The organism is Lentilitoribacter sp. JB5-8 (assembly GCF_055693385.1).
Window position 1 is genome coordinate 83973 of the sequence record NZ_CM146332.1, and the last position, 26411, is coordinate 110383.

General features: G+C 45.7%; 21 protein-coding genes and 1 tRNA gene. 10 read left to right on the plus strand and 12 right to left on the minus strand.

Going from position 1 to position 26411, the window contains the following annotated elements; all coding sequences use genetic code 11:
- The first annotated feature begins 80 nt into the window (after positions 1-80).
- Positions 81-1241: a M20 aminoacylase family protein gene (locus ACZ1GZ_RS00440; RefSeq protein ID WP_472666463.1), complete on the plus strand. Its 1161-nt coding sequence runs from the start codon at positions 81-83 to the stop codon at positions 1239-1241.
- A 27-nt stretch (positions 1242-1268) separates the two neighbouring features.
- On the opposite strand, the gene ACZ1GZ_RS00445 is transcribed toward ACZ1GZ_RS00440, so the two are convergent.
- Positions 1269-2048 carry a class I SAM-dependent methyltransferase gene (locus ACZ1GZ_RS00445; RefSeq protein ID WP_472666464.1) on the minus strand — a complete coding sequence of 260 codons (780 nt, stop codon included), beginning with the start codon at positions 2046-2048 and terminating at the stop codon, positions 1269-1271.
- 99 nt (positions 2049-2147) lie between these two features.
- On the opposite strand from ACZ1GZ_RS00445, the gene ACZ1GZ_RS00450 reads away from it, so the two are divergent.
- Positions 2148-2223: transfer RNA gene (locus tag ACZ1GZ_RS00450), tRNA-Arg, on the plus strand.
- A gap of 77 nt (positions 2224-2300) precedes the next feature.
- Here the strand turns inward: ACZ1GZ_RS00450 and ACZ1GZ_RS00455 are convergent.
- Complete coding sequence (locus ACZ1GZ_RS00455; protein ID WP_472666465.1) at positions 2301-3338, minus strand: LacI family DNA-binding transcriptional regulator; 1038 nt, start codon at positions 3336-3338, stop codon at positions 2301-2303.
- Between the two features lie 222 nt (positions 3339-3560).
- Here ACZ1GZ_RS00455 and ACZ1GZ_RS00460 point away from each other — a divergent pair, with 222 nt between their 5' ends.
- The 6 genes from ACZ1GZ_RS00460 (at position 3561) to ACZ1GZ_RS00485 (ending at position 10608) form a co-directional block, all read left to right on the plus strand.
- Entirely contained in the window at positions 3561-5045 is a 1485-nt protein-coding gene (locus tag ACZ1GZ_RS00460; RefSeq protein WP_472666466.1) for a M81 family metallopeptidase, read from the plus strand.
- Positions 5046-5108: 63 nt separating this feature from the next.
- Positions 5109-6689 carry an ABC transporter substrate-binding protein gene (locus ACZ1GZ_RS00465; protein WP_472666467.1) on the plus strand — a complete coding sequence of 527 codons (1581 nt, stop codon included), beginning with the start codon at positions 5109-5111 and terminating at the stop codon, positions 6687-6689.
- 79 nt (positions 6690-6768) lie between these two features.
- Positions 6769-7710, plus strand: a complete 942-nt coding sequence (locus ACZ1GZ_RS00470; RefSeq protein WP_472666468.1) for an ABC transporter permease — start codon at positions 6769-6771, stop codon at positions 7708-7710.
- A gap of 44 nt (positions 7711-7754) precedes the next feature.
- Positions 7755-8621 (plus strand): ABC transporter permease, encoded by an 867-nt coding sequence (locus ACZ1GZ_RS00475; RefSeq protein WP_472668199.1) that lies wholly within the window; start codon positions 7755-7757, stop codon positions 8619-8621.
- Positions 8622-8623: 2 nt separating this feature from the next.
- Positions 8624-9616, plus strand: a complete 993-nt coding sequence (locus ACZ1GZ_RS00480) for an ABC transporter ATP-binding protein (protein WP_472666469.1) — start codon at positions 8624-8626, stop codon at positions 9614-9616.
- Positions 9613-10608: an ABC transporter ATP-binding protein gene (locus ACZ1GZ_RS00485; RefSeq protein ID WP_472666470.1), complete on the plus strand. Its 996-nt coding sequence runs from the start codon at positions 9613-9615 to the stop codon at positions 10606-10608. Before ACZ1GZ_RS00480 ends, ACZ1GZ_RS00485 begins: the two co-directional genes overlap by 4 nt.
- A gap of 300 nt (positions 10609-10908) precedes the next feature.
- Here ACZ1GZ_RS00485 and ACZ1GZ_RS00490 read toward each other — a convergent pair whose 3' ends face one another.
- The 4 genes from ACZ1GZ_RS00490 to ACZ1GZ_RS00505 all read right to left on the minus strand — a co-directional run bounded on the left by ACZ1GZ_RS00490 (position 10909) and on the right by ACZ1GZ_RS00505 (position 17052).
- Positions 10909-11481 carry an invasion associated locus B family protein gene (locus ACZ1GZ_RS00490; RefSeq protein WP_472666471.1) on the minus strand — a complete coding sequence of 191 codons (573 nt, stop codon included), beginning with the start codon at positions 11479-11481 and terminating at the stop codon, positions 10909-10911.
- Positions 11482-11519: 38 nt separating this feature from the next.
- Positions 11520-14582: an autotransporter outer membrane beta-barrel domain-containing protein gene (locus ACZ1GZ_RS00495; protein WP_472666472.1), complete on the minus strand. Its 3063-nt coding sequence runs from the start codon at positions 14580-14582 to the stop codon at positions 11520-11522.
- Between the two features lie 267 nt (positions 14583-14849).
- On the minus strand, positions 14850-16274 hold the full coding sequence (locus tag ACZ1GZ_RS00500) for a sodium/proline symporter (RefSeq protein WP_472666473.1): 1425 nt from the start codon (positions 16272-16274) through the stop codon (positions 14850-14852).
- Position 16275: 1 nt separating this feature from the next.
- Positions 16276-17052 carry a helix-turn-helix transcriptional regulator gene (locus ACZ1GZ_RS00505; RefSeq protein ID WP_472666474.1) on the minus strand — a complete coding sequence of 259 codons (777 nt, stop codon included), beginning with the start codon at positions 17050-17052 and terminating at the stop codon, positions 16276-16278.
- A 319-nt stretch (positions 17053-17371) separates the two neighbouring features.
- Between ACZ1GZ_RS00505 and ACZ1GZ_RS00510 the strand changes: the two genes are divergently transcribed.
- Positions 17372-18355, plus strand: coding sequence for a helix-turn-helix domain-containing protein (locus ACZ1GZ_RS00510; RefSeq protein ID WP_472666475.1), 984 nt, complete (start codon positions 17372-17374; stop codon positions 18353-18355).
- Between the two features lie 28 nt (positions 18356-18383).
- Positions 18384-19712, plus strand: coding sequence for an MFS transporter (locus ACZ1GZ_RS00515; protein ID WP_472666476.1), 1329 nt, complete (start codon positions 18384-18386; stop codon positions 19710-19712).
- A gap of 106 nt (positions 19713-19818) precedes the next feature.
- Here the strand turns inward: ACZ1GZ_RS00515 and ACZ1GZ_RS00520 are convergent, their stop codons facing one another.
- From ACZ1GZ_RS00520 to ACZ1GZ_RS00545, 6 genes are all read right to left on the minus strand, one after another.
- Positions 19819-20601, minus strand: a complete 783-nt coding sequence (locus ACZ1GZ_RS00520) for an L-fucose dehydrogenase (RefSeq protein WP_472666477.1) — start codon at positions 20599-20601, stop codon at positions 19819-19821.
- A 1-nt stretch (position 20602) separates the two neighbouring features.
- A complete protein-coding gene (locus tag ACZ1GZ_RS00525; RefSeq protein ID WP_472666478.1) occupies positions 20603-21880 on the minus strand; it encodes an L-fuconate dehydratase in 1278 nt (425 codons plus the stop codon).
- Positions 21877-22737 carry a fumarylacetoacetate hydrolase family protein gene (locus ACZ1GZ_RS00530; protein WP_472666479.1) on the minus strand — a complete coding sequence of 287 codons (861 nt, stop codon included), beginning with the start codon at positions 22735-22737 and terminating at the stop codon, positions 21877-21879. Before ACZ1GZ_RS00530 ends, ACZ1GZ_RS00525 begins: the two co-directional genes overlap by 4 nt.
- Positions 22738-22808: 71 nt before the next feature.
- Positions 22809-23753, minus strand: a complete 945-nt coding sequence (locus ACZ1GZ_RS00535) for a substrate-binding domain-containing protein (RefSeq protein WP_472666480.1) — start codon at positions 23751-23753, stop codon at positions 22809-22811.
- A 137-nt stretch (positions 23754-23890) separates the two neighbouring features.
- The gene (locus tag ACZ1GZ_RS00540; RefSeq protein WP_472666481.1) at positions 23891-24877 is read right to left on the minus strand and encodes an ABC transporter permease; all 987 of its coding nucleotides are present in this window, start codon (positions 24875-24877) and stop codon (positions 23891-23893) included.
- A 13-nt stretch (positions 24878-24890) separates the two neighbouring features.
- On the minus strand, positions 24891-26408 hold the full coding sequence (locus ACZ1GZ_RS00545) for a sugar ABC transporter ATP-binding protein (protein WP_472666482.1): 1518 nt from the start codon (positions 26406-26408) through the stop codon (positions 24891-24893).
- Positions 26409-26411 lie beyond the last annotated feature (3 nt).

The window sequence follows — 26411 nt, forward strand, 5'->3', positions numbered from 1 at the left end:
AATAGGCAAAAAGAGCATTGCGCTCAACTCAAATTTAATACAATTCTCAACAAATCGATGAAATCTATCAAGGTGACGACATGCCCATCCTAAATAGCCTGAATGAAATGCATCCTGAAATCACAGAATGGCGCCGAGAATTGCACCAAAAGCCCGAGCTTCAATATGATGTTTTTGAAACTGCAGAGTTTGTAAAAAAGAAACTGGAAGAATTTGGCGTCGACGAAATTATCCCGGGCCTTGGAAAAACCGGTCTGGTTGGCATTATCAAAGGAAATTTAGGTGATGGTAAAACCGTGGGTCTTCGCGCGGATATGGACGCGTTGCCGATTGAGGAAATTTCTGGCAAACCTTGGGCATCAAAAACAAAAGGCAAAATGCATGCATGCGGTCATGATGGACACACATCCATGCTTTTAGGCGCAGCCAAACATTTTGCACAAACGCGAAACTTTAAAGGCAATATTGCGCTAATCTTCCAACCGGCAGAAGAAGGTGGCGCAGGCGCAAAAGCCATGCTTGATGATGGCATGTTAGAAAAAGCCTCGATTGATGAAGTTTACGCCATGCATAATATGCCCGGCATTCCCATTGGCGAATTTGCAATTTGTGACGGTGCAATTTGGGCCTCCACCGACGAATTTGTCATCACATTAACGGGCAGAGGTGGCCATGCCGCCTACCCCCATACCGCTACAGATACAATTGTTGCTGGCGCAAATGTGGTCACGGCATTACAAACAGTTGCTGCGCGCAACACCAACCCGATTGAAAGCCTTGTGATATCTGTCACCAAATTTCATGCGGGAACTGCAATGAATGTCCTACCAGAACAAGCCGTGATATCTGGCACCATTCGAACGCTTAAAAACGAGCTACGCGATTTAGCAGAAACCCGCCTTAAAGGCATTGCTGAAAATATTGCTGCAACATACGATATGTCAGCGGAAGTTCATTATAAGCGCAACTATCCAGTGACAGTTAATCATGATGATCAAACAGCTTTAGCGGCAGATGTTGCGTCTGAAATCGCAGGCGCGGACAAAGTTGATCGAAAAGCAAATCCCAACATGGGAGCCGAAGACTTTTCCTACATGCTCGAACAACGACCCGGCACCTACATCATGGTTGGAAATGGTGACACCCCAGCGCTGCACAATGCAGCTTACGACTTTAATGATGAAGCCATACCATATGGCGTGTCTTATTGGGTCAAATTGGCAGAGCGCGTGTTGGCATAGACACGTGGCTCTTCCTTCCATCCGCAATCAGCTTAACTTTTTCGCGACCGTTAAAATCTCTAAAGATTGGTCCTTGATGAATTTCGATCCATCCAGCGCCGTTTGATCGACGATGTCAAAGCCATTCTGCTGCAAAAGATCCCTCAATTCATCAGCAGTATAGATTTGCAGCGTAAAGGTATTTTGCCGCTGCTCTCGTCGTCCATCATGCCAATAAATGTCATAATAGTCAGTTGAAACCATCAAACCATTTTCATGATCAATCTTTGAAATTTGATGTTGATGAAAACGCGCACCACCGGCTTCTTTTTCTTGGACCACTTCAAGCGACTTAATGGCGTCATTGTTCATTGCTTGCAAGTTGAAGATATCAAAAACATATAATCCATCTTGATTAAGATTACTTCGCGCATTCTCAATAGTTTTGCAAAAATCAAGTTTAGACACATGCCCAATCGCATTAAACATGGTAATCACCGCATCAAATTGCCCAACTTGAATATTACGCATATCTCCATCAATAAACGAGATATTTCTTCCCAAAGCTTTGGATTTTTCACGCGCAATATCAAGAAGCTTTGGGCTAAAATCAGAACCTGTTACATCAAAACCATGTTTGGTTAAATGAAACACCTGACTACCTGTTCCGCAGGTCATATCAAGCACAGATAATACATTATGGGCCGATAGGATTTCTCGAAGGCTCGCATTTTTGTCTTCGGTATCTGCTTTAACATTATGTGCGTCAAACCAATCAGGCATGAGCTGATATTCAAGCGGCAAACCTAAATCTAATTCTGAAGTCATATTGATAACATCGTTATATGTGCTTTGAGCGATTGTATTGTGTCGCAAATATTATTATGGGGTAACATAATATCTGATTGAGTGCGAATGCAATCATCTGGTCCCGTAGCTCAGGGGATAGAGCACAGGATTCCTAATCCTGGTGTCGCAGGTTCAAATCCTGCCGGGATCACCAATTTTATTGCTACAGTTCAATACCAACTGCTTATGAAGAAAATGTTCGGATGCGCAAAGGTATGATCTACCATCTTTTCAAGGCGTTGTATCACGCCAGAGGATTTCGTAGCCGATATCAATGACGGTATCTTTTTTCTTCAAACTGAAGCCACGTTCAAGCAGTCTTCTTGCGGCCATAGCCCCCATTTTATGACTATCTATGCAAACTGTTGTCAATCGCTTATCAAGGATAGATGAAATCTCGAGATCATCAGACCCGGTGATCGCAATATCATCCGGTACTGACAGCCCCATACGCGCGCATTGCAGCTGCACACCAACACCATGAATGTCATTCGATACAACAGCATCCAAATCTTGATTTTCATTAAACATCCGCTCGAACGCCAAAGCGCCATTTTCAATCTTGAATGGCGCATGGGCAATTAGGCTTTCGTCGATCATTATGTTTGCCGTTCGCAGGGCTGCTAAGTAACCTTCCCGGCGCAACTGAACACGATCATTGCCGTCAGGCATCGCTGATATGAAACCAATTCGGCGGCGGCCGAGGGAAATTAGCTGCCGGGTCAGTTCCTCCGCCATTGTAAAATTCGAATAGCCGATCACACTATCGATTGGTGCTTGAGCACATTCTAAAAGCTCGACGGTCGGTGTATTTGAGGCTTGCAATAATTTTCGCGTACGGTCGTTGTGCAACTGACCCACCAGGACAATTCCCGCAACTTTATACATTAAAAACCGTTCGACGAGTTTTTCCTCTTTATCAAGTGAGTAATCATTGTGGGCAATAAGTAGCTCGTGATTATTAGCCTCAAGTTCTGAAGCGAGGCCCGCCACGACTTCTGAAAAAATAGAATGGTCCACAGTTGGCACAACAACAGCCACAAGCTTCGTTCTATTAGCCGACAAGCTGCTCGCAGCTGGGTTTGGAAAATATCCTGTTTCTTCAACGACTTCGGCGATACGAATACGATTACTATCGCTCAAGGTTTCAGGCTCTTTAAAGTAGCGCGAAACAGTTTGGGTAGACACACCCGCCATCCTCGCCACATCACGCATATTCACCATGGATTGGCGTGGCTTAGGACGTCGATAAGGCTTGTTTTTTGTCATTGGGATACCATCAAAGTGCACACATCTAGAATTCTCAGTCATATTTGACAACAGACTTTAACGTAATTCCAGTATTGACTCAATCATTGTTACCGGTAATACTTGCATAATAGTTACCGGTAATACTAGCTAAATAGTTACCGGTAATATTACATTGATAATTTATCCCGGATCAGGGAATCTTTGATCTCATAGGCCATAAGGTTAGTTAAGGAGAGTTGTGTGCGTATAGCTGTTGCGAGCTTCGAATATGAAGGAAATAGTCTTTCTCTGAGAGTGGATCAGCGCGAAGACTTTGAACGCAAAGGGCTTGTTTTCAAAGACAACGTCTTGCAATTTGTTGAGGGCAAGAAAACTGCGCTTTCCGGTGGAATTGAAACCATTTTAGATGCATCAATGCAAGTCGTCCCGATTGTCGCTGCAAAAGGCAGCGCCGGTGGTCAGGTAGACGAACGCTTCTTTCAGGAGCTGCTCTTGCAAATCGAGGAGAGCGTCCAAGATGCAATGCCTCTTGATGGGATATATTTTGCGCTTCATGGGGCAATGATCTGCACTGAAGAAACAGACCCAGAAGGTGCGATCCTTGCGCGCTTGCGTTCAATCGTTGGCCCGGATCTGCCAATCGCCATTAGTCTTGATTTACACGCACATGTTTCAAACCGAATGGTAGAACATGCCGACATTATTGTAGGCTATGAAACCTATCCACATATAGATGCCTATGAGACAGGGATAAGGGCCGCACGCCTGCTAGTAGCTGCGGTAAACGGAGAAATAAAACCCGTCACAAGGATAAAGAAGTACAATGCCATCTTTCCTGTTCTCGGAGGTTCGACACTTGAAGGAGCGCCCATGGCAGGTGTTGCACAGCAAGCTCGCAAGGCCGAAATCGATAACAAGGCTTTAAGCGTCAGTTACTTCCCCGTTCAACCTTGGCTCGACATGGAAGATGTCGGAATAACCGGCCTGGCCGTCACAAATGCCGACCCTGAAGGGGCCGAAATGGTTGCGCAGGAAATCTTGGATGCGATGTGGGCGATCCGACACGAATTTGAGCTCCCGTCGATGACTGCCAATGAGGCGGTTTGTGCAGCGCTTGTTGGCGACGCGCGTACGACGCTTCTGGTTGACACTCCAGACAGTATCGGAGGTGGCTCAGCCGGTGATTGCCCTCGCTTACTTGCAGCAATCATCAAACACGCATTGCATGTATCCTCTGCGCTTTGTATCTATGACCCGAATTGTGCTGCCCGCGCATTCGAGCTGGGAATAGGAGCCGAAGCAGAGTTTCAGGTCGGTGCATGGCTCGATTCTCGTTGGCATCCACCAGTTTCGGTGACAGCAACTGTCGAGAGTTTGCACGATGGTCGATTTGTGTATTCAGGTGGACCGGCGGCAAATTTGGAAAACACACTCGGTCCTACAGCTGTTCTTCGCGTCGGCGGACTTCGGCTCCTTTGTGCGAGCCATGCAGCCTACGAGCACATGGATGAACATTACGCAGCCTGCGGTGTCGACATCAAACAGTGTCGCCTTGTGTCATGCAAGAACCTGATGAACTTTCGCAAACTGCTCGCGGACGATGTCGATTACATCGCCATTCATGGGCCCGGCAGTACGCCACTACGTCTTCAGGATGTGACATGGCAGAACCGCAGAGAACCTTTCTGGCCGCAAGATCATCAAGATCCTCCTGACAAACTTTAAGAAAGTTCAGCAAATTTACAAAAGCAGACCAAGACAAATGCAAATAAAATAGGATGAAGAAAAATGATTAAACGTCGTACAATATTAGGGGCAGCAGCAGCTTCTCCGCTTCTGTCCATCCCCGCCTTGGGTCAATCGGGCAGCAGTTCGGTATTAAAATATGTCCCCTCCGGTAATCTAACAGTGCTGGACCCGATATTCACACCCGCCGCGGTGTCGGTCACCCACGGGTATTGCGTGTTTGACACACTCTATGGCGTAGACGCACAACAAAGCCCTAAACCGCAGATGGCCGAAGGCCATACGGTTTCTGATGATGGACTTGAATGGCGTATTACTTTGCGTGACGGATTGACATTCCACGATGGTGAACCAGTAAGGGCACAAGACTGCGCTGCCAGCCTCTCCCGCTGGGCACAACGCGATCCATTCGGCCAGGCTTTGAATGCAGTAACTGACTCGTTCGGTTATGCTGATGACAAAACGATTGTCATCAAACTTACCAAACCTTTTGGTCCTTTACTTCATGCAATCGGTAAACCGCACTCTCGCCCAGCAATGATGATGCCTGAGCGTTTGGCACAGACCGATCCGCAGACGCAGATCACCGAAATGGTAGGCTCCGGTCCGTTCAAGTTTATTGCTGATGAATATGTCTCAGGTGACCGTGTCGTTTATGAAAAATTTGCGGACTATATCCCACGCAACGAACCGGCCAATTGGACCTCGGGTGGCAAACGAGTCAATTTTGATCGGCTTGAATGGCAAATCATCCCAGACGCAGCAACAGCGCTGGCGGCTATCCAGGCAGGAGAAGTTGATTGGCTGGGTACAGTCTTGCCCGACTTGCAGCCCGTTCTTGCAGCCCACCCGGATGTCAATTTGCATAGAACCGATCCATTCGGACTGCTTCACGTTGTCCGCTTTAACCATTTGATTGCGCCGTTCAATAATGTTGAGCTGCGCCGCGCAGTTCTTAAAGCTGTGGATCAAGTGCCATTCTTGCAATCAGTGGCGACTAATCCCGAGGATCGAGAGGAATGTTTAGCACTCTTCCCATGCGGAACACCTGGAGTAGAACAGGTTGGAGAAGGTATTCTTGGATCACTCGACATAGAGGCTGCGAAAAAGGCAGTCATGGACGCGGGCTACCAGGGTGAACCGGTTGTGATCTTAAACCCGACCGACATTGCTACCATCCACCCTCACGGCCTGCTTATCGCCGACTTGCTCGCAAAAATTGGCTTCAATGTTGATTTAGTGGAAACCGACTGGGGCACGGTAGTTCAACGGCGCGTGTCTAAAGAAACGGTAGAAAATGGTGGCTGGAATATTGCAGCAACAAATTGGCCTGCCATATCCATCAATAACCCGGCAACAAATGCGACAACCCGTGGTCTGGGCGAGAGCGGCTGGTGGGGTTGGTATGAGGATGCAGAAATGGAACAATTGGTCGTCGACTGGCTGGGCGCCTCAGATGAAGCCGATGCGGCCGCGATTTATCTCGACGTCCAAAAGCGCGCGCTGGATCAAGTACCCACTCTACCGTTGGGCTTGTCATATAGCTCCGGTGCAGTTCGCGCGGATCTTCAGGGTGTACTTCAGGGGTCAGTGGAAATGTTCTGGAACATCCAGCGCGGGTGATCTAGCGAAAAAGTGCGATGATCTGCTACAATAGGAGTAGCAGATCTTTCGCAAAACGCATGAAAGTTGAACGCATCATATGACCCGCTATATCATACGACGCATCCTCGCCACTATTCCTGTGGTGGCATTTGTGATGCTCTTCGTCTTTAGCTTGCTCTACATCACTCCTGGTGACCCGGCAGCAATCTTGGCGGGTGATCAGGCAACACAGGCTGAGATTGAGCAGATCAGGACCGAACTAGGATTGGACCGGAGTTTTCCTGTGCGGTTCTTCGAATGGTCGGCAGGCGTTTTAAAAGGCGACTTCGGGACATCCATTTTCACCCAGTTGCCAGTTTCTACCATGATACTACAGCGTGTAGAGCCTACATTGTCGCTCATGTTTGTTACCATGTTGATCGCAATACTGATCGCAATCCCACTGGGTGTACTAGCTGCATGGAAACATGGGAGCATCACTGATCGCGTGATCATGCTGTTTGCAGTATTGGGATTTTCTGTTCCGGTTTTCGTGATCGGATACGTCTTGGCCTGGGTATTTGCACTGCAACTTGGTTGGTTTCCCGTACAGGGATACACACCATTTAGCGACGGCGTATGGCCCTGGTTGCTTAATCTTATTCTGCCAGCTTTCACACTGGCAACATTCTATATCGCGATCATCGCTCGTATTACACGTGCTACAATGTTGGAGGTTCTACAACAGGACTATATCCGGACTGCCCGAGGTAAAGGGACGCCCGAACGGGCTGTTTTATTCATCCACGCGTTACGCAATGCATCGGTGCCAATTGTAACAGTTATCGGGATCGGTATTACGCTTGTGATAAGTGGTGCCGTTGTGATCGAAAGCGTGTTTGCTCTGCCTGGTCTGGGGCGACTTATTGTGGATTCGATCTTACGTCGTGACTACCCGATTATACAAGCAGTGATCCTAATCTTCAGCTTCGTTTACGTTCTAATCAACCTGCTGATCGACCTTAGCTACACCGTCATTGACCCGAGGATCAGATATTGACCCAAAAACCTGACACTTCAACGAAATTCCACGCTGCCCGCGAGATGCCAGCGATTTTGAACGCACCATCGACGAGCTCGGGCATAGTACGAAGCCTCCAGCGGCAGCCCACAATGTGGTTAGGTGGTGCTCTATTGGTAGCGGTTATCATGATGGCTGTTTTTGCCCCTTGGATTGCCACCGCAGACCCCGCTGCGCTCAACCCAGCACAACGCGTTCAGCCCGTATCATCCGAAGCCTATTTCGGAACCGACATGCTGGGGCGTGATATATTTTCGCGCAGCATCTACGGCGCGCAAGTTTCGCTGATAGTTGGCCTAGGCGTTGCAATTCTGGCCTCGGTGGTTGGTATGGCCATCGGACTCGCGGCCGGTTTCACACGTTTGGCAGACGGGATTATTATGCGAATTATGGATGGAATGATGTCAATCCCCTCCATTCTCTTGGCAATTGCCCTCATGACACTTTTGCGCGGCGGATCGATTTTCAATGTCATCCTTGCGATCACCTTGGCTGAGATACCGCGCGTTGCACGGCTAACCCGCTCGGCTGTTTTGACGGTGCGCGAAATGGCCTATGTTGAAGCAGCGGTGGCCTGCGGCACCTCCAAGTTTAGCATTATCAGGCAACATATCTTACCCAATACCCTCGCGCCAATCACGGTGCAGGCGACATATATTTGCGCCTCAGCAATGATTACTGAGGCAATCCTATCCTTCATCGGCGCCGGATTACCCAGTTCGATCCCTTCCTGGGGAAATATCATGGCCGAAGGTCGCGCACTTTGGCAAGTCAAGCCAAACATTGTTTTCTTTCCTGCAATCTTTCTTTCGATCACAGTGCTTGCAGTCAACCTGCTTGGCGACGGGTTGCGCGACGCGGTCGACCCACGTCTTGCGAAACAGGTTTAACTATGCCCCTGCTTGATATTTCAGATCTTCAGATCCATTTTCGAACCGACAGCGGAGTGAACCGCGCGGTGGACGGCCTGTCTTTTTCAATCGACAAAGGGGATGCGCTTGCGATCGTGGGCGAATCCGGTTGTGGCAAATCGGTAACGTCATTGTCCGTATTAAGCCTTCTACCGACGCCACCGGGCAAAATCGCAGGAAAGATCATATATCGCGATGCTGATTTATCACGATATTCAGAACGAGAAATGCGCCGCCTTAGAGGCGGTGAGATTAGCATGATTTTTCAAGAACCGATGTCTTCACTCAATCCGGTTTTTACCATCGGAAAGCAGATCGGCGAAGCGGTGCGATTGCATACTGGTGCGAATGCGCGGGCATCCCGCGAACGCGCCATTGAGATGTTGACCCTTGTTGGCATACCCTCACCCCAGATCAGGGTGGACGAATATCCACACCAGTTATCAGGTGGCATGCGCCAACGCGCAATGATAGCCATGGCGCTTGCTTGCGATCCTGCGCTGTTGATCGCAGATGAGCCAACAACTGCGTTAGATGTTACCATCCAGGCGCAGATTATGGAATTATTGCGCGATCTGCGAAAGAAGACCGGCACCGCAATCCTACTGATCACCCATGACCTTGGAGTAGTGGCCGAATTCGCAGAACGCGTGTTGGTTATGTACGCTGGAAGGAAGGTCGAAGAAGCAAGTGTTGCTGACCTTTTCGCCAGTCCGCTGCATCCCTACACACAGGGGCTCTTAAATGCTGTGCCCAAACTTGGTCAGGTCCGCAATCGCAGAGCGGGCAAACTAGCAGAGATACCTGGTCGTGTTCCGGATCTAACCAAACCAATAGTTGGTTGCGTCTTTGCACCACGATGCCCGCATGCTCAGGATGTCTGCAGGCGGATCAACCCAGCGCTTGAGGTCAAGGCTACTGACCATATTGTAGCTTGCCACTTTGCCAACACTCCAGTTGGAGCAGACGAATGACTGAACCTGAAAAAGACCTCGTACCGTTGATCAGTGCACTTGATATCAAGAAGTACTTTTCAATATCTGGCGGACTACTTGGGCGAGCCGTCAATCATGTCAAAGCGGTAGATGGTGTCAGCTTCGAAATAAGGGCCGGAGAGACGCTGTCGCTGGTCGGTGAATCAGGATGTGGCAAATCGACGGTTGGACGTTGCGTTGCGCGATTGCTTGATTTGACATCGGGCGAGTTGACGCTGGATGGACAGCGTATAGACACACTGCCTGAAGCCAAGTTGGCGCCATTCCGCCGGCGTCTCAACATTGTGTTCCAAGACCCTTTTTCAAGTCTCAATCCTCGTATGAACGTTGAAGCCTTAGTGTCAGAACCCTTACGCAGCCACCAAATCGTGGGAAACCGTACCGAACGCAAGGAACGCGTTGCGGAATTGTTAGAAACTGTCGGGCTCTCGCCAGATGTGATGGACCGGATGCCGCACCAATTTTCCGGTGGCCAACGCCAGCGGCTATGTATTGCGCGCGCCCTCGCATCTAATCCTGACATCATCATCTGCGACGAAGCGGTTTCAGCGCTCGATGTTTCGGTACAGGCTCAGATCATTAATCTATTGATGCAACTGCAAAGCGACCTCGGTCTTGCAATCCTTTTCATCTCGCACGATCTCGCTGTCGTCGAACATCTGAGCGACCGAGTTGCTGTGATGTATCTGGGCAGGATCATGGAGATTGCGGATCGCGATATCCTTTTTGCATCACCTTCTCATCCGTATACAAAAGCTCTGTTATCCGCTGTTCCAATACCTGATCCATTTGTGCATCGCGAACGCTTGATCTTGACGGGCGATGTGCCGAGCCCAATAAATCCACCAACTGGCTGCCCATTCCACACCAGATGCCCAATTGCAACGGATCTTTGCTCTGTTGAAAGACCCGAGCTAGTTGAGCACATACGCGGCCAAAAAGTAGCTTGCCACTACCCTTCGTCTGCCTGATAGGGGCAATAGCGCAGAACAGAACTCAAATTATTGAATTTGTAATCGGTACTTTTTGGACAAACAAACTCATCATTCAAAATCCTGGTGTCGCAAGTCCGAATACTACCAGGAACACCATGCTCATTTATTGAAAAAGATACGACCGCTAAGAGCGCGAATGGAGAGGTCAATTTTTTTAAAATCGACATACAGCTTTTGGCCCATGGTGCCAACGCTCAATCAAATCTGGGTTTCAGCCATCCACCATGCATCGTCTATACATGGCGAAAATTTACAATGAGCAACAGGTTAAATAGCTCACATTAAGCTGGTTAGTCTGTTATGTGCGCTTGTAAATCCTTTGAGCGATATTTTGAATTCAATTGGTTCACCGCCATCTCTTAAGGCAGAAATCACCAATTCGCCGCTTAGCTTGAAGGCATTGACAGATTGTTGTGCGAGCCTGATTGGAACAATGCACCCACCAGGCACACATGTCGAAAAATCAAGCCTCATAAACTTGGAATTATCGTCCAACGAGAGTTCTACGCCGTCGAGTAATTTTAGTCCAAACGGCAGCACAATAAGCCCCTCAATAATTCCATCACCTTTTGGGCTAAATTCTAATCCAATCAAACGTTGTTTTGTTTGACTGTTAAATACCTGCTGTGACATGGCACAAAGTATCTGGTCCGATTGACCTGATTGGCAGACAACTTCCCAATCACTATGTGCTTCTTTCAAAGACGTTGCCCCACCCGGCAACGTCTTATTATTTTGCGCTAAAGCTTCAATCGGAGTAACGCAGGGGACTGCGAGGAATACAAGAGCTAAAATACCTCTTAGTTTTCTGCCTCTCCTGAGCAAAGTTGATGTAAAAATCGAAATCATTCTTAAAAACACAGGATATCCCTCTAACGATTTTCGACTTAAAATTTCACACTTAAACCAGCGCTGAACGAATGAGCATGACTTCCACCAGAACCAATTTGACCTGAATATTTGAAGTCTAGGACTGTCGTATCGCTCACATTAACATCCATACCTGCATCTAGCACCAAAGCATTTTCAGCAATTGAAGAACCTTCAACACCAAATGAATTACCACCCGCAAAAGACAATGCCGTCATTGCACTTGTATTAAATGCATGCTGCCAACCAATCTTACCGTGGAGTTTTGCAGCAGCACCATTGTCTAATGTGATATCACGATCCGCGCTCACCCCAAGCACAGTATACGTGGTATCGGTTGAAGCACCCGCGCTTGAAAGTGCTGCACTTCCTCCGGTTTCTGAAAATCCATCAGAATGATGACTAACATGGGCGATTTGAGCAAACGGCGTATAGATACCCGCATCTGTCGTTAGCTCTGTACTCCACTTTGCAAAAATTTGCGTGGTGTCAGCACTATAATCACCCGTTAGCGTCTGTGATAGCGACCCAACGGAAATGTTTCTTGTTGTCTCAATGTCATGAGAAATGAATGACGCACCAAATGCCAATCTTGACTGATCAAGGTTTACCGCGCCATAGGCACCAATGCCGTAATCTGAGCTATCAGCATCGCTTGACCTACCATTGCCAACCGAAATATTCGAACGGCCAATCTGGATCGCAATACCCGCCTGCCAATCATCTTGCACGCTATCAAGACCTGCAATAAGCCCACCAGAGGCTACATCTGTATCTGCCGCGTTGCTGTTGCTTCCAAGAGTTTGAAAACCACCATAAGCCTGTCCCCAGGCATAGTTTCCTTCTGCCAAATCGAGATCAGTGCGCTCAAGAGAGGCCTGACGCAAATAACGACTATCATTGATTAAGGCGCTTTTTATAGATGAATGGACTTCACCGGAAAGTGAATCGAAAGCAGTTTGAGCCTGCGATGCGGAAAGACCTAAGAGCGCAGAATAGATTTCGTTGGAATTGCCCAACGCCTCAACCGCATTTGCGATGTTTGTCTGGTTAGATGTTGTTGCCACTGTATTAAAACTTGCCGCTTGGCTAAGAGTGACCGTCACAGAATTGGCTGTGTAGCCCAGTGTTGCACTCAAAAATGCGAAATTTTCGCTCACAGAAGCAAATGTACCGGTCACCCCACCCGTTGCCGTAGCGATTGTATACACCTGACCATCTGTATATGTAGAGCCATCATCCGTACCATTTTCTGGAGACACTGTTACGGTTGCGGTTGGATCAATGGTCAGAGTGCCACCCACATCTAGCAGATCGCTGTTGCCTGCATCATCGACTTCAACCTGATAGATTGAATTAGCGCCAAATGAAACATTACCTGTTACAGTTAATGTACCAATAGAGTTACCAGGCGCAATGATGCCGCCATTTTGCGCAGTCAGTCTATTGATCGTACCTGCACCACCGATGATACCGCCATTTTGAGCAATAATTGATGCAGCATTTGCAATTGTACTGAAGCTCGGATTGAGCCTCAAAGTACCACCATTTACAATTATACGACCAGTGTAACCACTTTGGACAATACTCGTCAAATTAGTATCACCGGCGTTGTGAACGATATCAATATCACCAAAAATACTCGATGAAAAATCGTAATTTGTGTCGGTGTGATTAAACTGGATCGTTCCATCACCTGATCCACCGCTAATACCACTAGCTGACACAGTACCCGCCGCCGCAGCAGCCGAACCACTATCAGCACCGATATTTAATGTACCCGTGCTATTCGCAACGGCAGCAAGCGTCAAAGTACCAACATTTTGAAGGGCACCACCGTTACTGACTGTAATAGTACCATCGCCAGCGCTACCAACATAAACCGTTTTTCCGTTGGCATCCCATGTTGAGCCTGCCCCATCCACGAATACAGTACCAGTCGAACCCTGACTTCCTCCAAGGGTGGTAGTCCCAGTGCTTATATTTGTCGACAAGGTACCTCCACCTGCCACTGTCACTGTCCCGTTAGCCCCGGTATTATTGCCAACCGTGAAACCGTTCTGTACCGTTACCGAGCTATTGTTAATATTCAACGTGGCTGATGTGCTGGATGTAGCAACGCTTAATGAACCTGACACCGCAACAGAACTGGAGTTCATCACAGTGGCAGTCGCGGTAGACGTTGCGTTGCTGCCAATAGTCAGGCCATGGGTACCACCGTTGACATTGGTATTTAAGCTACCACCATCAACAAGCAATGTTCCGTTAGAATTTTGGGTATCACCGATAATCACTCCAGCCGTTGTTGCCACAGCCCCATTTTTGATATTCAAAGTACCCGTTCCACCATTAGCACCAACGGAAAGGTTGGAGTGTGTTTCGAGTGTAGCACCCGTACCATCCACATCAACCGTACCCGTACCACTCGGCGCCCCGACAATTAAAAGACCAGAACCAGTGACCTCAAAACTACCATAGGCATCTACATCAATAATACCCGTTCCTGTCGCACCAACCATAACAGAAGCATTGGTCGTGAATGTTGCCTGGTTCGTGCTTGTACCGTCGACAATAATTGTGCCGGTTGCATTAGCAGTCGCACCCAGATTTACAGCATTGTTGGTTTGGTTAAATTCTGCACCACTAAATATTGAAACGGTTCCGGGACCAGCCACACCAATATTGAGTTCCTGATCATTATTGATAGTTGCGTTATCGTTATTTCCGTTTTTGCCAATCGCTATTAATTGGCCACCAGCAGAGCTACTATTACCCAAATTAATTGCGGCTGTGGTATTTGTCAGCTCCGCGCCGTTTTGCACAATAACAAGGCCGCCTGTGGTGTTACCCACATCCAACCCGGTAGTCGTCGCGTCTCCAGTTATACTTGTGTTCGAGGATACGTTGGCTGTAATTGCTGTGACGTTAGAACTGTTGCTGTTGTTATCAATTACAAGATTTGCATCAACATCGATCGCATGCGCAGGTGTTACAAAACCACCATTTAATATTGTTGCCAAACCTGTTGCAGAAACGAACATTGTTCCGGTTAACAACGCGCTTTTGAGTGTCTTAAACATAACTTTTTAATCCTCGATTGAATCGACCACTTTTGATGAGAATGTAGTCCGGATCGGGAATTAAACAATTCGCCTAACTTACTAGTAACTTATTACAATACAGGAGATAAATTGACACTGACGCTTTAAAACATCTGTTATGGGCGTTAAAATAGGCAAATTATTGTCTAAATGGATGAGCATTGCGCTACGTTATGAGATTGCTCATAACAATAGTTTCATAAATCATAAAACTTGGCACAAAACCCATAAGCTTTCGCTTTAGATTTAATCAATGAATGATGCGCGACTATTCGCTTTGAAAACAATTTTTTCTAATATCAAGAAAACAACAAAGCCAGAAATCATCCCGATAGCTGTTGAATAAATGATGCTGCTATATTGCGAAAAACTCCAGGAAATACTGGCGGCAATACCAACTAAAAACATGATTATTGCAGTTGATTGTTTTGGATTATTTTTGAGAAGATAGACAATCAATAAAGGCGCAAATCCACTGGCCAATGCCGACCAAGACAACAGAACTAAATTGAAAACATTTTCGATCTGTAGCAGTGCAAGAAGCAACGTAATAATCGTAATTACGATTATAAACACGCGTATATTTTTCAAGTCTTGGCCCTGTTTTGGCAGGATGTGAGCAATACAGGATGTGCACGCCAAAATTTGCGAGTCAGCGGTTGAGAGCGTTGCAGCAAAAATACCTGCTAAAAATGTTCCTAACAGGATATCAGGCAACAGCTCTTGAGCGAGCATAAGAAGAGCAAGTTCTTTATCGAATGAAATATTATCGCCCAATATAACACGCGTGCTGAGTGCGAGTGGAATGATCAAACAAGAAATACTGATTGACATCACATAATAATAGGAACGCGTGAGCCACATTTTACGTTCGTCATTAAGTGTCAGAAAACGGCTCATTATGTGCGGTTGGCCGATGGTCCCAAGCCCCCCAAAAATCCAACCAACAATAAAGAAAACAGCGCCCGTATATTTATCTAAAAATTCTGTATTAGGAAACACATTTGCATAACCATTAGGGATGATGGAAACTTTTCCAACAAACGCATGTACGCCACCAACATAGTCGATAGCAAAAAACAGCATCACGCTGAGCGTTATGATAATCAGAACGGCCTGAAATGAATCCGTCCATATTGATGCTCGCATACCACCTTTAAGACAATACAACAGTAACACTGCTGCGCTAATGAATGCCCCGACAGAATAGTTGATATCAAACATTGCATACAAAGCTTTACTACCTGCGTTAAATTGCGCCGCCGCGTAAGTACACAAAAACAATAACGAAACCACAGAAGCTATTCTTGCAAAAATGATAAATGGACGCCCATTCCAATTGCTAATTAGATCAATATAACTATTGGCTGCACGTCGTTCAGCTTGCTCCCTGAATTTTCTATGAACGAAAAAGAAGGAACAGAAATCTCCTATCTTCCAACCGATTGTGATCCAAATTGCCTGAAGTCCAAATTCAAAAATAAACCCAACCTGCCCGATAAACATGAAACCACTATGGTTTGTCGCTATAGCCGATAGAGCGACAAGCGCTGGAGAAACTGATCTTTGTGCAGTGAAATAATCTGTGACGGTATTCTCACTTTTGCGAAGTGACGCAAAACCAACAATACAAAACAGAAATAGAAAAAAACCTAAGACAGCAAGAGTCATTTTAAATTTTATATACCTCTGTTTCGATTTGATAGAAGCCAAGGCCTGCGCCCGGACCAATCTGATTATAACGGATTGCTTGAAGTACACACTCAGTTCTATTTGCAGCGTTCAATTTTGCAGACGCATTTTGAATATGAGCAACCACCGTGCGTTCGCTAATTTTCAGGACCTTGCCTATTTCATCTGATGTTTTGCCTAATGCTGAAAGTGACAGCACCTCACGTTCACGCGCAGTTAACTCACCTTCACGTGTATTATTTAATGCTCCGAACTCCCGGAGCTTTGCGAATAAACACTCAATAAGGCAACTGAGAAGCGATTGATCATACCTACAATTCCCTACTAGCTGTTTATTTTCAATCATACCCTGATATGGGCTGATAGTTGTGACAACAACACCTTGAAAGAAACTGTTCGAAATATGCGGAATGACCAAAATATCACGTTCTTCATCAGGAAGCCCAGCAGCGATTGCTAAACCAGATGAATGACAAAATTGTCTTCTAAGAATAAATGGGCTTGGCCAATCGATGGCTTTTTGAATGATAAGATCAGATGTTTCTGGTCTAAAATCCGCTCCATGGATCTTATGCAACCAATCGCAATAAAGTATTGATGGCCCGAGCTTCTTTTGCGGCATCGGTATCCCAGTGACCAGAAGATGTGTTGAGCCAAATATCTTAAGCGTTTTCTTGAGTGTTATAAATACAGCCTCCGCTGATTTTGCATCCTTCAGATTCGAAATTGCATTCAAAAGAAGATTACTATGACCCATTTTTCTATAAGTTCCGCATTTTTGTTGAAGCCATTGGGGCAAACCCCGATCATTTCAGACAGCCCACAATACATAACGAAATCAAAAATATTTGGACTTTGAATAGTTTATGATCAAATGCTGATTATTTATGAAATCTTGCATACAAGAGCTTTTCTCTTGCATCGGTTATACATTTAGCTATGAGCAAATGACTTTATTTTATGAAAAAATAACAAACTAAGATGGTTTGCCGGTCCCAAAAAAAATAAGATTACTAATTTTTTTTATTGCGATAAATGGTATCAATAATTATTATTGTTTCGGGGCTGTTAATAGTGTGACGGGGGCTGTTATCAGAATAAAACCACTTTCAGATCGCAATACAAGCTCTGAATTAGACATAGAAGTTTCGCCAAGTGAAAAGGTAGAAATCATTAATCCTCGTTTTAAACTAAGCGGGGAACGTCTTGCTTTTGATGATGGTTTTTTGCTTTCCCATGGCAGACTAAGCACCTCCGAAAGCGTTGAAGTTGCAGGGATTTCTCCAGCAGAAACAGATTTTCAACTCTATTGTCATATTAGCGGTAAAAGCAGTTTTGAAAGTAACGGTTTTGCACCAATTAATTTCAACGAAGCAAACGTCGCCCTATTTAGAAGGGGTAAAAAATCAAGTGGAATTTCTACAATTGCAATGGGTGAAACAGTGAACTGTTTTGAGTTAAATTGCTCAACTGAACGATTGATGGAATGGTTTGATCAAGACCCGCCGAAATCTTTAAAGCCAATGCTAAGTGGAGAATTTTCATCGGGCCTTCATATACCCTTACCGACATCAAACATCTATTTTCAGATGTCCGACATCCTTCGTGTTAATTTATTTACAGATAAAATCCAAAAATTGGCCTTAGAAGGATTGGCACTGCAAATGTTTGCATCGTATTTTTCTTTTCTAAGCGATGAGAAATTGCGTGACTTGCCTGGCCTTTATAGCAAGGAAGAGCGAGTAGCACACCAAGCAAGGGAAATATTGTTAAGCGATTTATCATCACCACCGAGCCTCAGTGAGCTTTCAAGAGCGGTGGGAATTGCGCCGCGCCGATTGAATATAGCTTTTAAAGAAGTCTTCGGTGAAAGTGTCTTTCAGACCTTATCAAATGCAAGGCTTGATGTGGCCAGAACAGAACTCACATTGGGCTACTCAACGATAAAGGAAGTCGCGTATGCAGCAGGGTATAACCATGTCAGCAATTTTTCCGCTGCCTTTAAAACCCGATTTGGCATTTCACCAGCTAAAGTAAAGCCAAAACGTGAAATTTATTGAATAGCAGCTCGTCGGGCGGGGCCGGGACATGACATCAAAGAAAAACAAGAAAATTCATATCTCGTGGATGTTATTCGACAACGCAACCGTCGGTTTTTTCACACTTGTTCTTATCTTTATATATGGCCCATATTTTGTAGCCAACGTCGCTTCATCACCCAAATCAGGTCAAGAGATTTGGGGCTTCACGATAGGTGCAGCAGGAATTTTCGTCGCACTTTTATCCCCGGTTTTAGGCGCCATTGCGGATGTATCGGGACGACGAAAGATATGGCTTTTGGCTTTTTCAACTTTGTTAGTTGGTGGATTATTGCCGCTTTATTTTTTCAAACCATTTCATGATATTCCAATGCCAGTTTTTTGCATCTCATTAATGTCGGCATTCATTGGCGTGCGACTAGCCACATCCTTTACAAATGCAATGATACCACAAATTGTGGATTTAAATGTAGCGGGACGTTTGTCTGGCAACGGTGTCGCTATCGGAAATACTGGCAGTTTATTCCTTATTCTATTGGTACTTGGTTTCATGGTTGCAGATCCCTTTAGCGGGAAAACACTACTGGGTGTGAGCCCGATATTGGGAATTGATCCGACAGAACTTCAAGGCGAACGCTTAACGCCGATACTGGCAGCGGTTTGGTACATGATTTTTGTAATTCCGTTATTTTTATTTATACCTGATTCAAAACCCATTGAGCGGGAACAAAACCCAGTTTCAAAAGGTCTTAAAAACCTTTATCGCACGGTCTCCAATCTCCACAAAAGACCATCATATTTCAAATTTCTTTTAGCCGTTGTTTTTTATCGAAATGGTATTAGTTCCCTATTTGCATTTGGAGGAATATACGCGGCGGGAGTTTTAAAATTATCGGTTTTATATATCGGCATTTTTGGAATTTTAGCCATCTTATTTGGCGCAATTGGCGGTTGGATTGGTGGTCGGCTCGATCAAAGATACGGGGCAAAAAACATCGTATTGGTATCACTTCTAGCTTTGAACTTGTGCTGTGTAATTGTCGTATCAGTCACACCCAACAGCATCTTTTTTATCTTCACTACCACCTCAGAGGATACAGCAGCTGTTATTTATTTAACAATGGGTGCTTTAGCTGGCGCTGCTAGCAATTCCGCGCTCGCATCATCTAGAACGCTGTTGGTTAGACATATATCGGAAAAAGAAGCGACAGAAGCATTTGGAATTTACGAATTGGCAAGTCGTTGCACTGCTTTTACTGGACCCATTGCAGTGGCGTTTGTTACCAGCTTATCTGATAGTCAGCGCGTCGGCATAGTACCAATTATACTATTACTAATTATTGGTGTTATAATTCTCTCACAAGTAGACCGGAAATAGTTTGCGAGAGGAAATAGACTAGATTGTCGTTTGGCGATGGATATTCATCCATAATTTTCATTAAAACCTGACAGAAATCATTACAATTTTTCGGCGCAGTTTGATGTCAACCTTTATTCAAAGCGCGATCAAGGTGGGTATATCCGCCATCAACAAAATGCCATTGTCCTGTTGTATGACCCGCCCGATCGGACAATAAAAACACAACTGCGTTTGCCAACTCCTCGGTTAATGTCATTCGGTTACCCAAGGGAATGCGGTTCAGAATTTTTTGAAGCTCAACATCGGGCTCACCCATTCTTTCCAAACAGCGTTCATATAATGGTGTCATACTTTCGGCAGGTATAACGGCATTCACGCGTATGCCATCATCTGCAAGATCTGCAGCCCATTCGCGCGTTAAGCTCAGTTGCGCGCCTTTGGCCGCACAATATGCTGATGTACCGCCTTGACCCGTTAATGCTGTTTTAGAAGATATATTGACGATAGAGCCCGACGATTGTTTCAAATATGGCAAACACAGATGCGCCATCGTGTAATAATGGGTTAGGTTGTTTTCAATGGATCGACGAAAGGCATCAGGCCCCGCATCCAATCCAACAGCATCATTTGCGCCTGCGTTATTTACCAAACCGTAGATGCTGCCAAATTTTTCCACCGTTTTCAAAACAGCATTCTCGCAATCAGCATCATTGGTGAGTTCCGTTAATATGATTTGCGCATTAGAGTTTAAGTCTAAAAGCCGATCCTTAAACTCCTGATCTGGTTCCCGCCGTGTGAGAACAACGGGAATAGCATCCTCCTGCGCCAATACAGATGAAATTGCAGCGCCAATTCCTGAAGCACCGCCTGTGACAATGACAACTTTGCTCTCTAATCCTAAATCCATTTTAACTGCCTCTAAATTGATATTGGCTCAATGAGTTTGCCTTCATCTCGATTGAAAATCCAGGAGAATTCGGCGGCATATAAGCTGCGTTCTCAATCACACAAGGATCAATAAAATGTTCGTGTAAATGATCCACAAATTCTATGACCCGCCCCTCGCGAGTGCCAGATATGCATAAATAATCTATCATAGAAAGATGCTGCACATATTCGCAAAGTCCAACGCCCCCAGCATGTGGGCATACCTTTAAATCATATTTCGCAGCCATAAGCATAACAGCGAGGATCTCATTCATACCGCCAATACGACAGCTATCGATTTGCACCACGTCAATCGCACCACGCATGATCAACTGCTTAAACACGATCCGGTTTTGACACATCTCCCCGGTGGCAACTTGAACCGGTTTAATTGCATTACGAATTTTACGATGGCCTTCAATATCATCTGGACTAGTAGGCTCTTCAATAAACCACGGATTGACAAAAGAAAGCTCTTTGACCCAATCAATAGCTTCATCCACTTCCCAAACTTGATTGGCATCTATCATTAAATTGATATCAGGCCCGCATTCATCTCGCGCAATCTTTAGCCTGCGAATATCGTCATCTAGATCTCTGCCAACCTTCATTTTCACATGCTTAAATCCGGCATCAACCGCCTCGCGACACAATCGGCGGAGCTTATCATCATCATAGCCCAACCACCCGGCAGATGTTGTATAACACGGATAGCCCTCAGCCCTGAGGGTAGCAATGCGCGATTGTTTATCATTGGCAAGCTTGGAAAGATGTTCGAGCGCCCATTCGGGTGTGATGCAATCCGTCAAATATCTAAAATCGATGCACCGCACTAGCTCCTCAGGTGACATATCACATACGAGTTGCCATACCGGTTTCTTCTCAATCTTAGCCCACAAATCCCAAACTGCATTCACCACAGCACCCGTTGCCAGATGAATAGCACCTTTGTCCGGACCAATCCAACGCAGCTGGCTATCAGATGTAATGTGGCGCCAAAACCGCCCCATGTCTTCTGCAACCCAATCCATATCCAAACCAATCACAAGCGGTTTAAGAGCCTCAATGGCTGCGACGCAAATTTCATTGCCCCGTCCGATTGTAAAGGTCAGACCATGACCTTCTAAATCACCATCCGTTTTTAAAATAACATAGGCGGCTGAATAATCAGGATCCGGGTTCATCGCATCAGATCCATCCAAAGAATCTGAGGTGGGAAATCTCACATCAATTGTGTTCAAATCTATTATTTTAGTCATGAGGTCCAACCAATTACATGTTGTGTTTGTGTCCCCAGCCCATCAATACCGAGCTTCATTAGTTCACCGCCCTTGAGATAAACGGGAGGTTTTTGCCCCATGCCAACGCCCGGCGGAGTGCCTGTTGATATGATATCGCCCGGTTGCAGGCTCATAAATTGAGAGCAATAAGAAACCAAAAACGGAACTTTATAAACCATTGTAGATGTGTTGCCATTTTGATAGCGCTTTCCATCAACCTCACACCACATTGAAAGATTATCAACGTCTTCAATTTCATCTTGTGTGACAAGCCACGGACCTGTCGGCCCAAACGTGTCGCAACCTTTGCCCTTGTCCCAGGTACCTGAGCGTTCGATTTGAAATTCACGTTCAGATACATCGTTGATCAGACAATATCCCGCAACATGCGCAAGCGCATCTTGCTCGCTGACATAGCGGCATGTCGAACCGATTACGACACCAAGCTCGACTTCCCAATCTGTCTTTGAAGAATGTTTTGGAATATGCACATCATCGTCAGGACCGATAACAGCCGACGTCCACTTGTTAAATATGACAGGCTCTGGCGGGATTTCCATTCCGGCTTCCGCTGCATGATCGGCATAGTTCAATCCAATACAGATAAATTTTCCAATATTGCCAACACAAGCACCTAATCTAAGGTCCTTTTGTGGCGCGCCATTGACGATGGGTAACTCTGAGACATCGAGCGCGCGCAGTTTATTAAGGCATTGTGGGTTTAACGCGTTCCCGGCAATGTCATCTATATGCGCGGACAAATCTCGTACTTGTCCGTCCATATCTAACAAGCCAGGTTTTTCCTGGCCCGTTGCTCCATATCGCAACAGCTTCATTTTAATTTTCCCAGCGTTTAAAGAGATAAGTATTGGGTTTGGCGGCACTTCGCCAAACCCATTATTTATGATTAATCGTACAAGACGGCCTTGATTGTAGGATCGTCGATATTGGATTTGTCATACCAGTAAAATCCTGTATCAACATGCTTATCAAGTGTTTCACCTTTTGAAGCAGCAATACCAGCTTTGACCACTTCATAGCCAATACCAACTGGGTTTTGTGTAATTGCACCTGCGATTGTTCCGTCACGGATCGCATCTGTTTGTGCTTTACCAGAATCGTAACCAACAACTACAACATCAGAATTGGTCTCTTTTTTACCAATAGCAACACCGATCGCTGACCCTTCATTGGTTCCAAAAATACCCTTCAAATCAGGATAAGCTTGAAGCAAAGTTTTGGTAATTTCAGCAGATTTCAAATGATCTCCGCCACCATATTCAATCGCAACAATTTCAACATCACCATGAGCCGCTTTGATTTGATCAACAAATCCATCGCGACGTTCAATACCTGTTTGACTAGTCTGGTCAAATGACACAATGGCAACTTTGCCCGCACCACCAATTAGTTCAGCCATTTTATCAGCAGCTAAAGCCGCAGATGCCAAGTTATCTGTTGATGCTGTTGTCAGTGGGATGTCGCTTGCAACACCACTATCAAATGCGATGACGGGAATGCCATCACTCTGGGCACGTTTTAGCAATGGAACTGTCGCCTGACTATCAATAGCAGCAATACCCAAAGCTGTTGGCTTTTTTGAAATAGCTGCAGAAATCATGTCCATCTGACGGTCAACCGCACCTTCTCCATCTGGCCCCTCAAAAGTGACTTCCGCACCAAATTCTTCTGCAGCTTGTTCGGCACCAATTTTAACGGCTTGCCAAAACTGATGCTGAAAACCTTTAGAAACCAAAGCAATGTAAGGCTTGTCTTCAGCAAATGATAAAGTCGTGCTGCAAGCAAGTGTAGTGGCTGCTAGCAATCCAACAATCGTTCTTCTCGTGAACATATGTTCCTCCCTTTTCATGGTTTGAGAGCCTAATAAAACAAAGACCCCCGGCTATGGTTCTGCTCGGCGATTTGTCAAAACTGACATAAAAACTGAGCTAAGCAGAATGTTCAAAGCGCTCTACAGAACGCTTCAAATTACGAATTCCCTCTTCTCAACTGATCGGCATATACAGCCATAATGATGATTGATCCTGTGACCACGATCTGCCATTCCTGCGGCACAGACAAAATACGAAGGCCGTTGGCGACAACACTTATGATCAAGGCGCCAATGATGGTTCCAAGCATGGTACCTTTACCGCCGCTTAGAGATGTTCCACCGATCACCACTGCTGCAATCGCATCAAGCTCATAACCCTGCCCAATGGCTGGTTGCGCGGAATTAATGCGTGATGCCAACAAAATCCCAGCAACAGCACAAATGCCGCCTGCAAGCGAATAGACAATGATCTTCCAACGGTCGATATTAATACCGGATAAGCGCAGTGCTTCTTCATTGCTGCCAAGCGCAAAAATGAAGCGACCCAAAATGGTTCGTGTCAAAATAAAAGACGCAAGTATCGCCACAAGAAATAGGATCAAAACCCCGTTTGGTATCGGCATTGCTGGAATAAAATACCCAATGATTGAACCGGTTGAGATCTCTGAAAAACCCTCTGTGTCATTGAAATAAATTGGACGACCGCCACAAATTGCAAGCGACAGACCTTTATAAACAAGCATCATGCCAAGGGTTGCAATGAACGGTGGGATTTTAAGCTTAGCGACAAAAAAACCTGACAATGCACCGCTTAAAAAGCCTGCAAGCAATGCACCAGGTATACCGATATAGATCGGCAGTCCTAAATTGGTCAGCAAGACACCCGCAACGACTGCACAGAATGTCATGAGTGTTCCAACCGATAAATCAATCCCAGCAGTTATGATGACCAAGGTCGCAGCAATTGCTAAAACTCCGTTCACCGACGTTGCTTGGAGAATTGAGATAAGATTGGTTGTTTGAAAAAAGTTTGGTGACGCCAGACTAAAGCCAATCAAAAGGATGATTAAGCCACTAAACGCCCACAACCGATGTTGATTTCGCTTCAAGCTCGCAAAAAATGTATTTGAAATCTCACTCATATCGCAGCTTCACTCACTTCTTCTGATTTTTAGTATTTGATTGCATTGTTTTTGTCGCAAGATGCATAATCTCTTCCTGCGATGCATGTGCTGGTAAAAACCCGGTCAATCGGCCTTCACACATCACCGCAATTCGATGGCTAATTCTTAGAACCTCGGGCAGCTCCGAAGAAATCATGATGATAGCCTTCCCCGCCGCAGCGAGCTCCTTAAGGATCTTATAGATTTCGTTTTTGGCACCCACATCGATGCCCCGCGTTGGCTCATCGAAAATGAGAACATCGCAATCTCTTAGCAGCCATTTGGCGATAACAACTTTTTGCTGATTGCCACCAGAAAGTAAGCGTACTTCCTGCCGCTCAGATGGTGTTCGAATATCTAGTTTTTTGATAAAGTCTTTGGCGGTGTGCGCTATTTTCGCGTCATCTAAAATCCCTGCCAATCCTCCAAATCGGCTGATACTCGGTATGGCCACATTGGTTTGAATGTCCATGCCCAAGACAAGACCAAAATGCTTCCTGTCTTCAGAGAGATATCCAATCCCAGCTTTCACCGCATCACTTGGTGTATCAATATCAACGCGACGGCCATCGATATAAATGTCGCCGCTATCTCGTTTGTCGGCACCAAATATGACACGCGCCACTTCAGTTCTACCTGCCCCCATCAAGCCTGCAAAACCAAGTATTTCGCCTTTTCTGACAGAGAAACTGACATCTTTAACAACCTTCCCACGGGATAGATTTTTAACTTCAAGAGCAATCTCAGCATCAGAAGTATCGGGGAATTGTTCTTTTTCTAAAACCAATTCCCGTCCAACCATCATCGAAATGATGGTTTCAATCGATGTTTCATCACTAATGCATGTACCGACATATTCACCATCACGCATAACAGTGATGCGATCTGAAATTCGTTTGATCTCATCCATCTTGTGACTGATATAAACAACACCCACACCGTCGTTTCGCAGCTGCTCAATGATACGGAATAGTTCAGCAATTTCCGCATCATTTAACGCGGCTGTCGGTTCATCCATAATCAATATTTTCGACCGGTAAGACAGCGCTTTAGCAATCTCGACCATTTGCTGTTTTGCAATCGTCATCGTGCCCACTTCAGCGCGAACATCCATTGATACGTTCATGCGCTCAAAAATATCAGCAGCATCTTTGTTGAGGCGTTTTTCATCTAAAATGCCGAGGACGTTTCGTGGCTCGCGCCCAATGAAGATGTTTTGCGCTACTGTCAGATCGTTCATCAAGCTCAGTTCTTGATGAATAATTCCCACGCCAGCATCTTGCGCTTCGCGCGGCCCACTAAATTCAGCAGTCTGACTGAGAACTGTCACTTCGCCGCTATCGCGCACATAAACACCCGAAAGTATTTTCATCAGTGTCGATTTTCCGGCACCATTTTCACCCATTAGGGCGTGCACTTCTCCTTCACGCAAACTAAACTCAACATTCTTGAGTGCATGGACCCCAGGAAACCGCTTCTCGATACCTTTCATATTTACAAGTACGTTCATGGC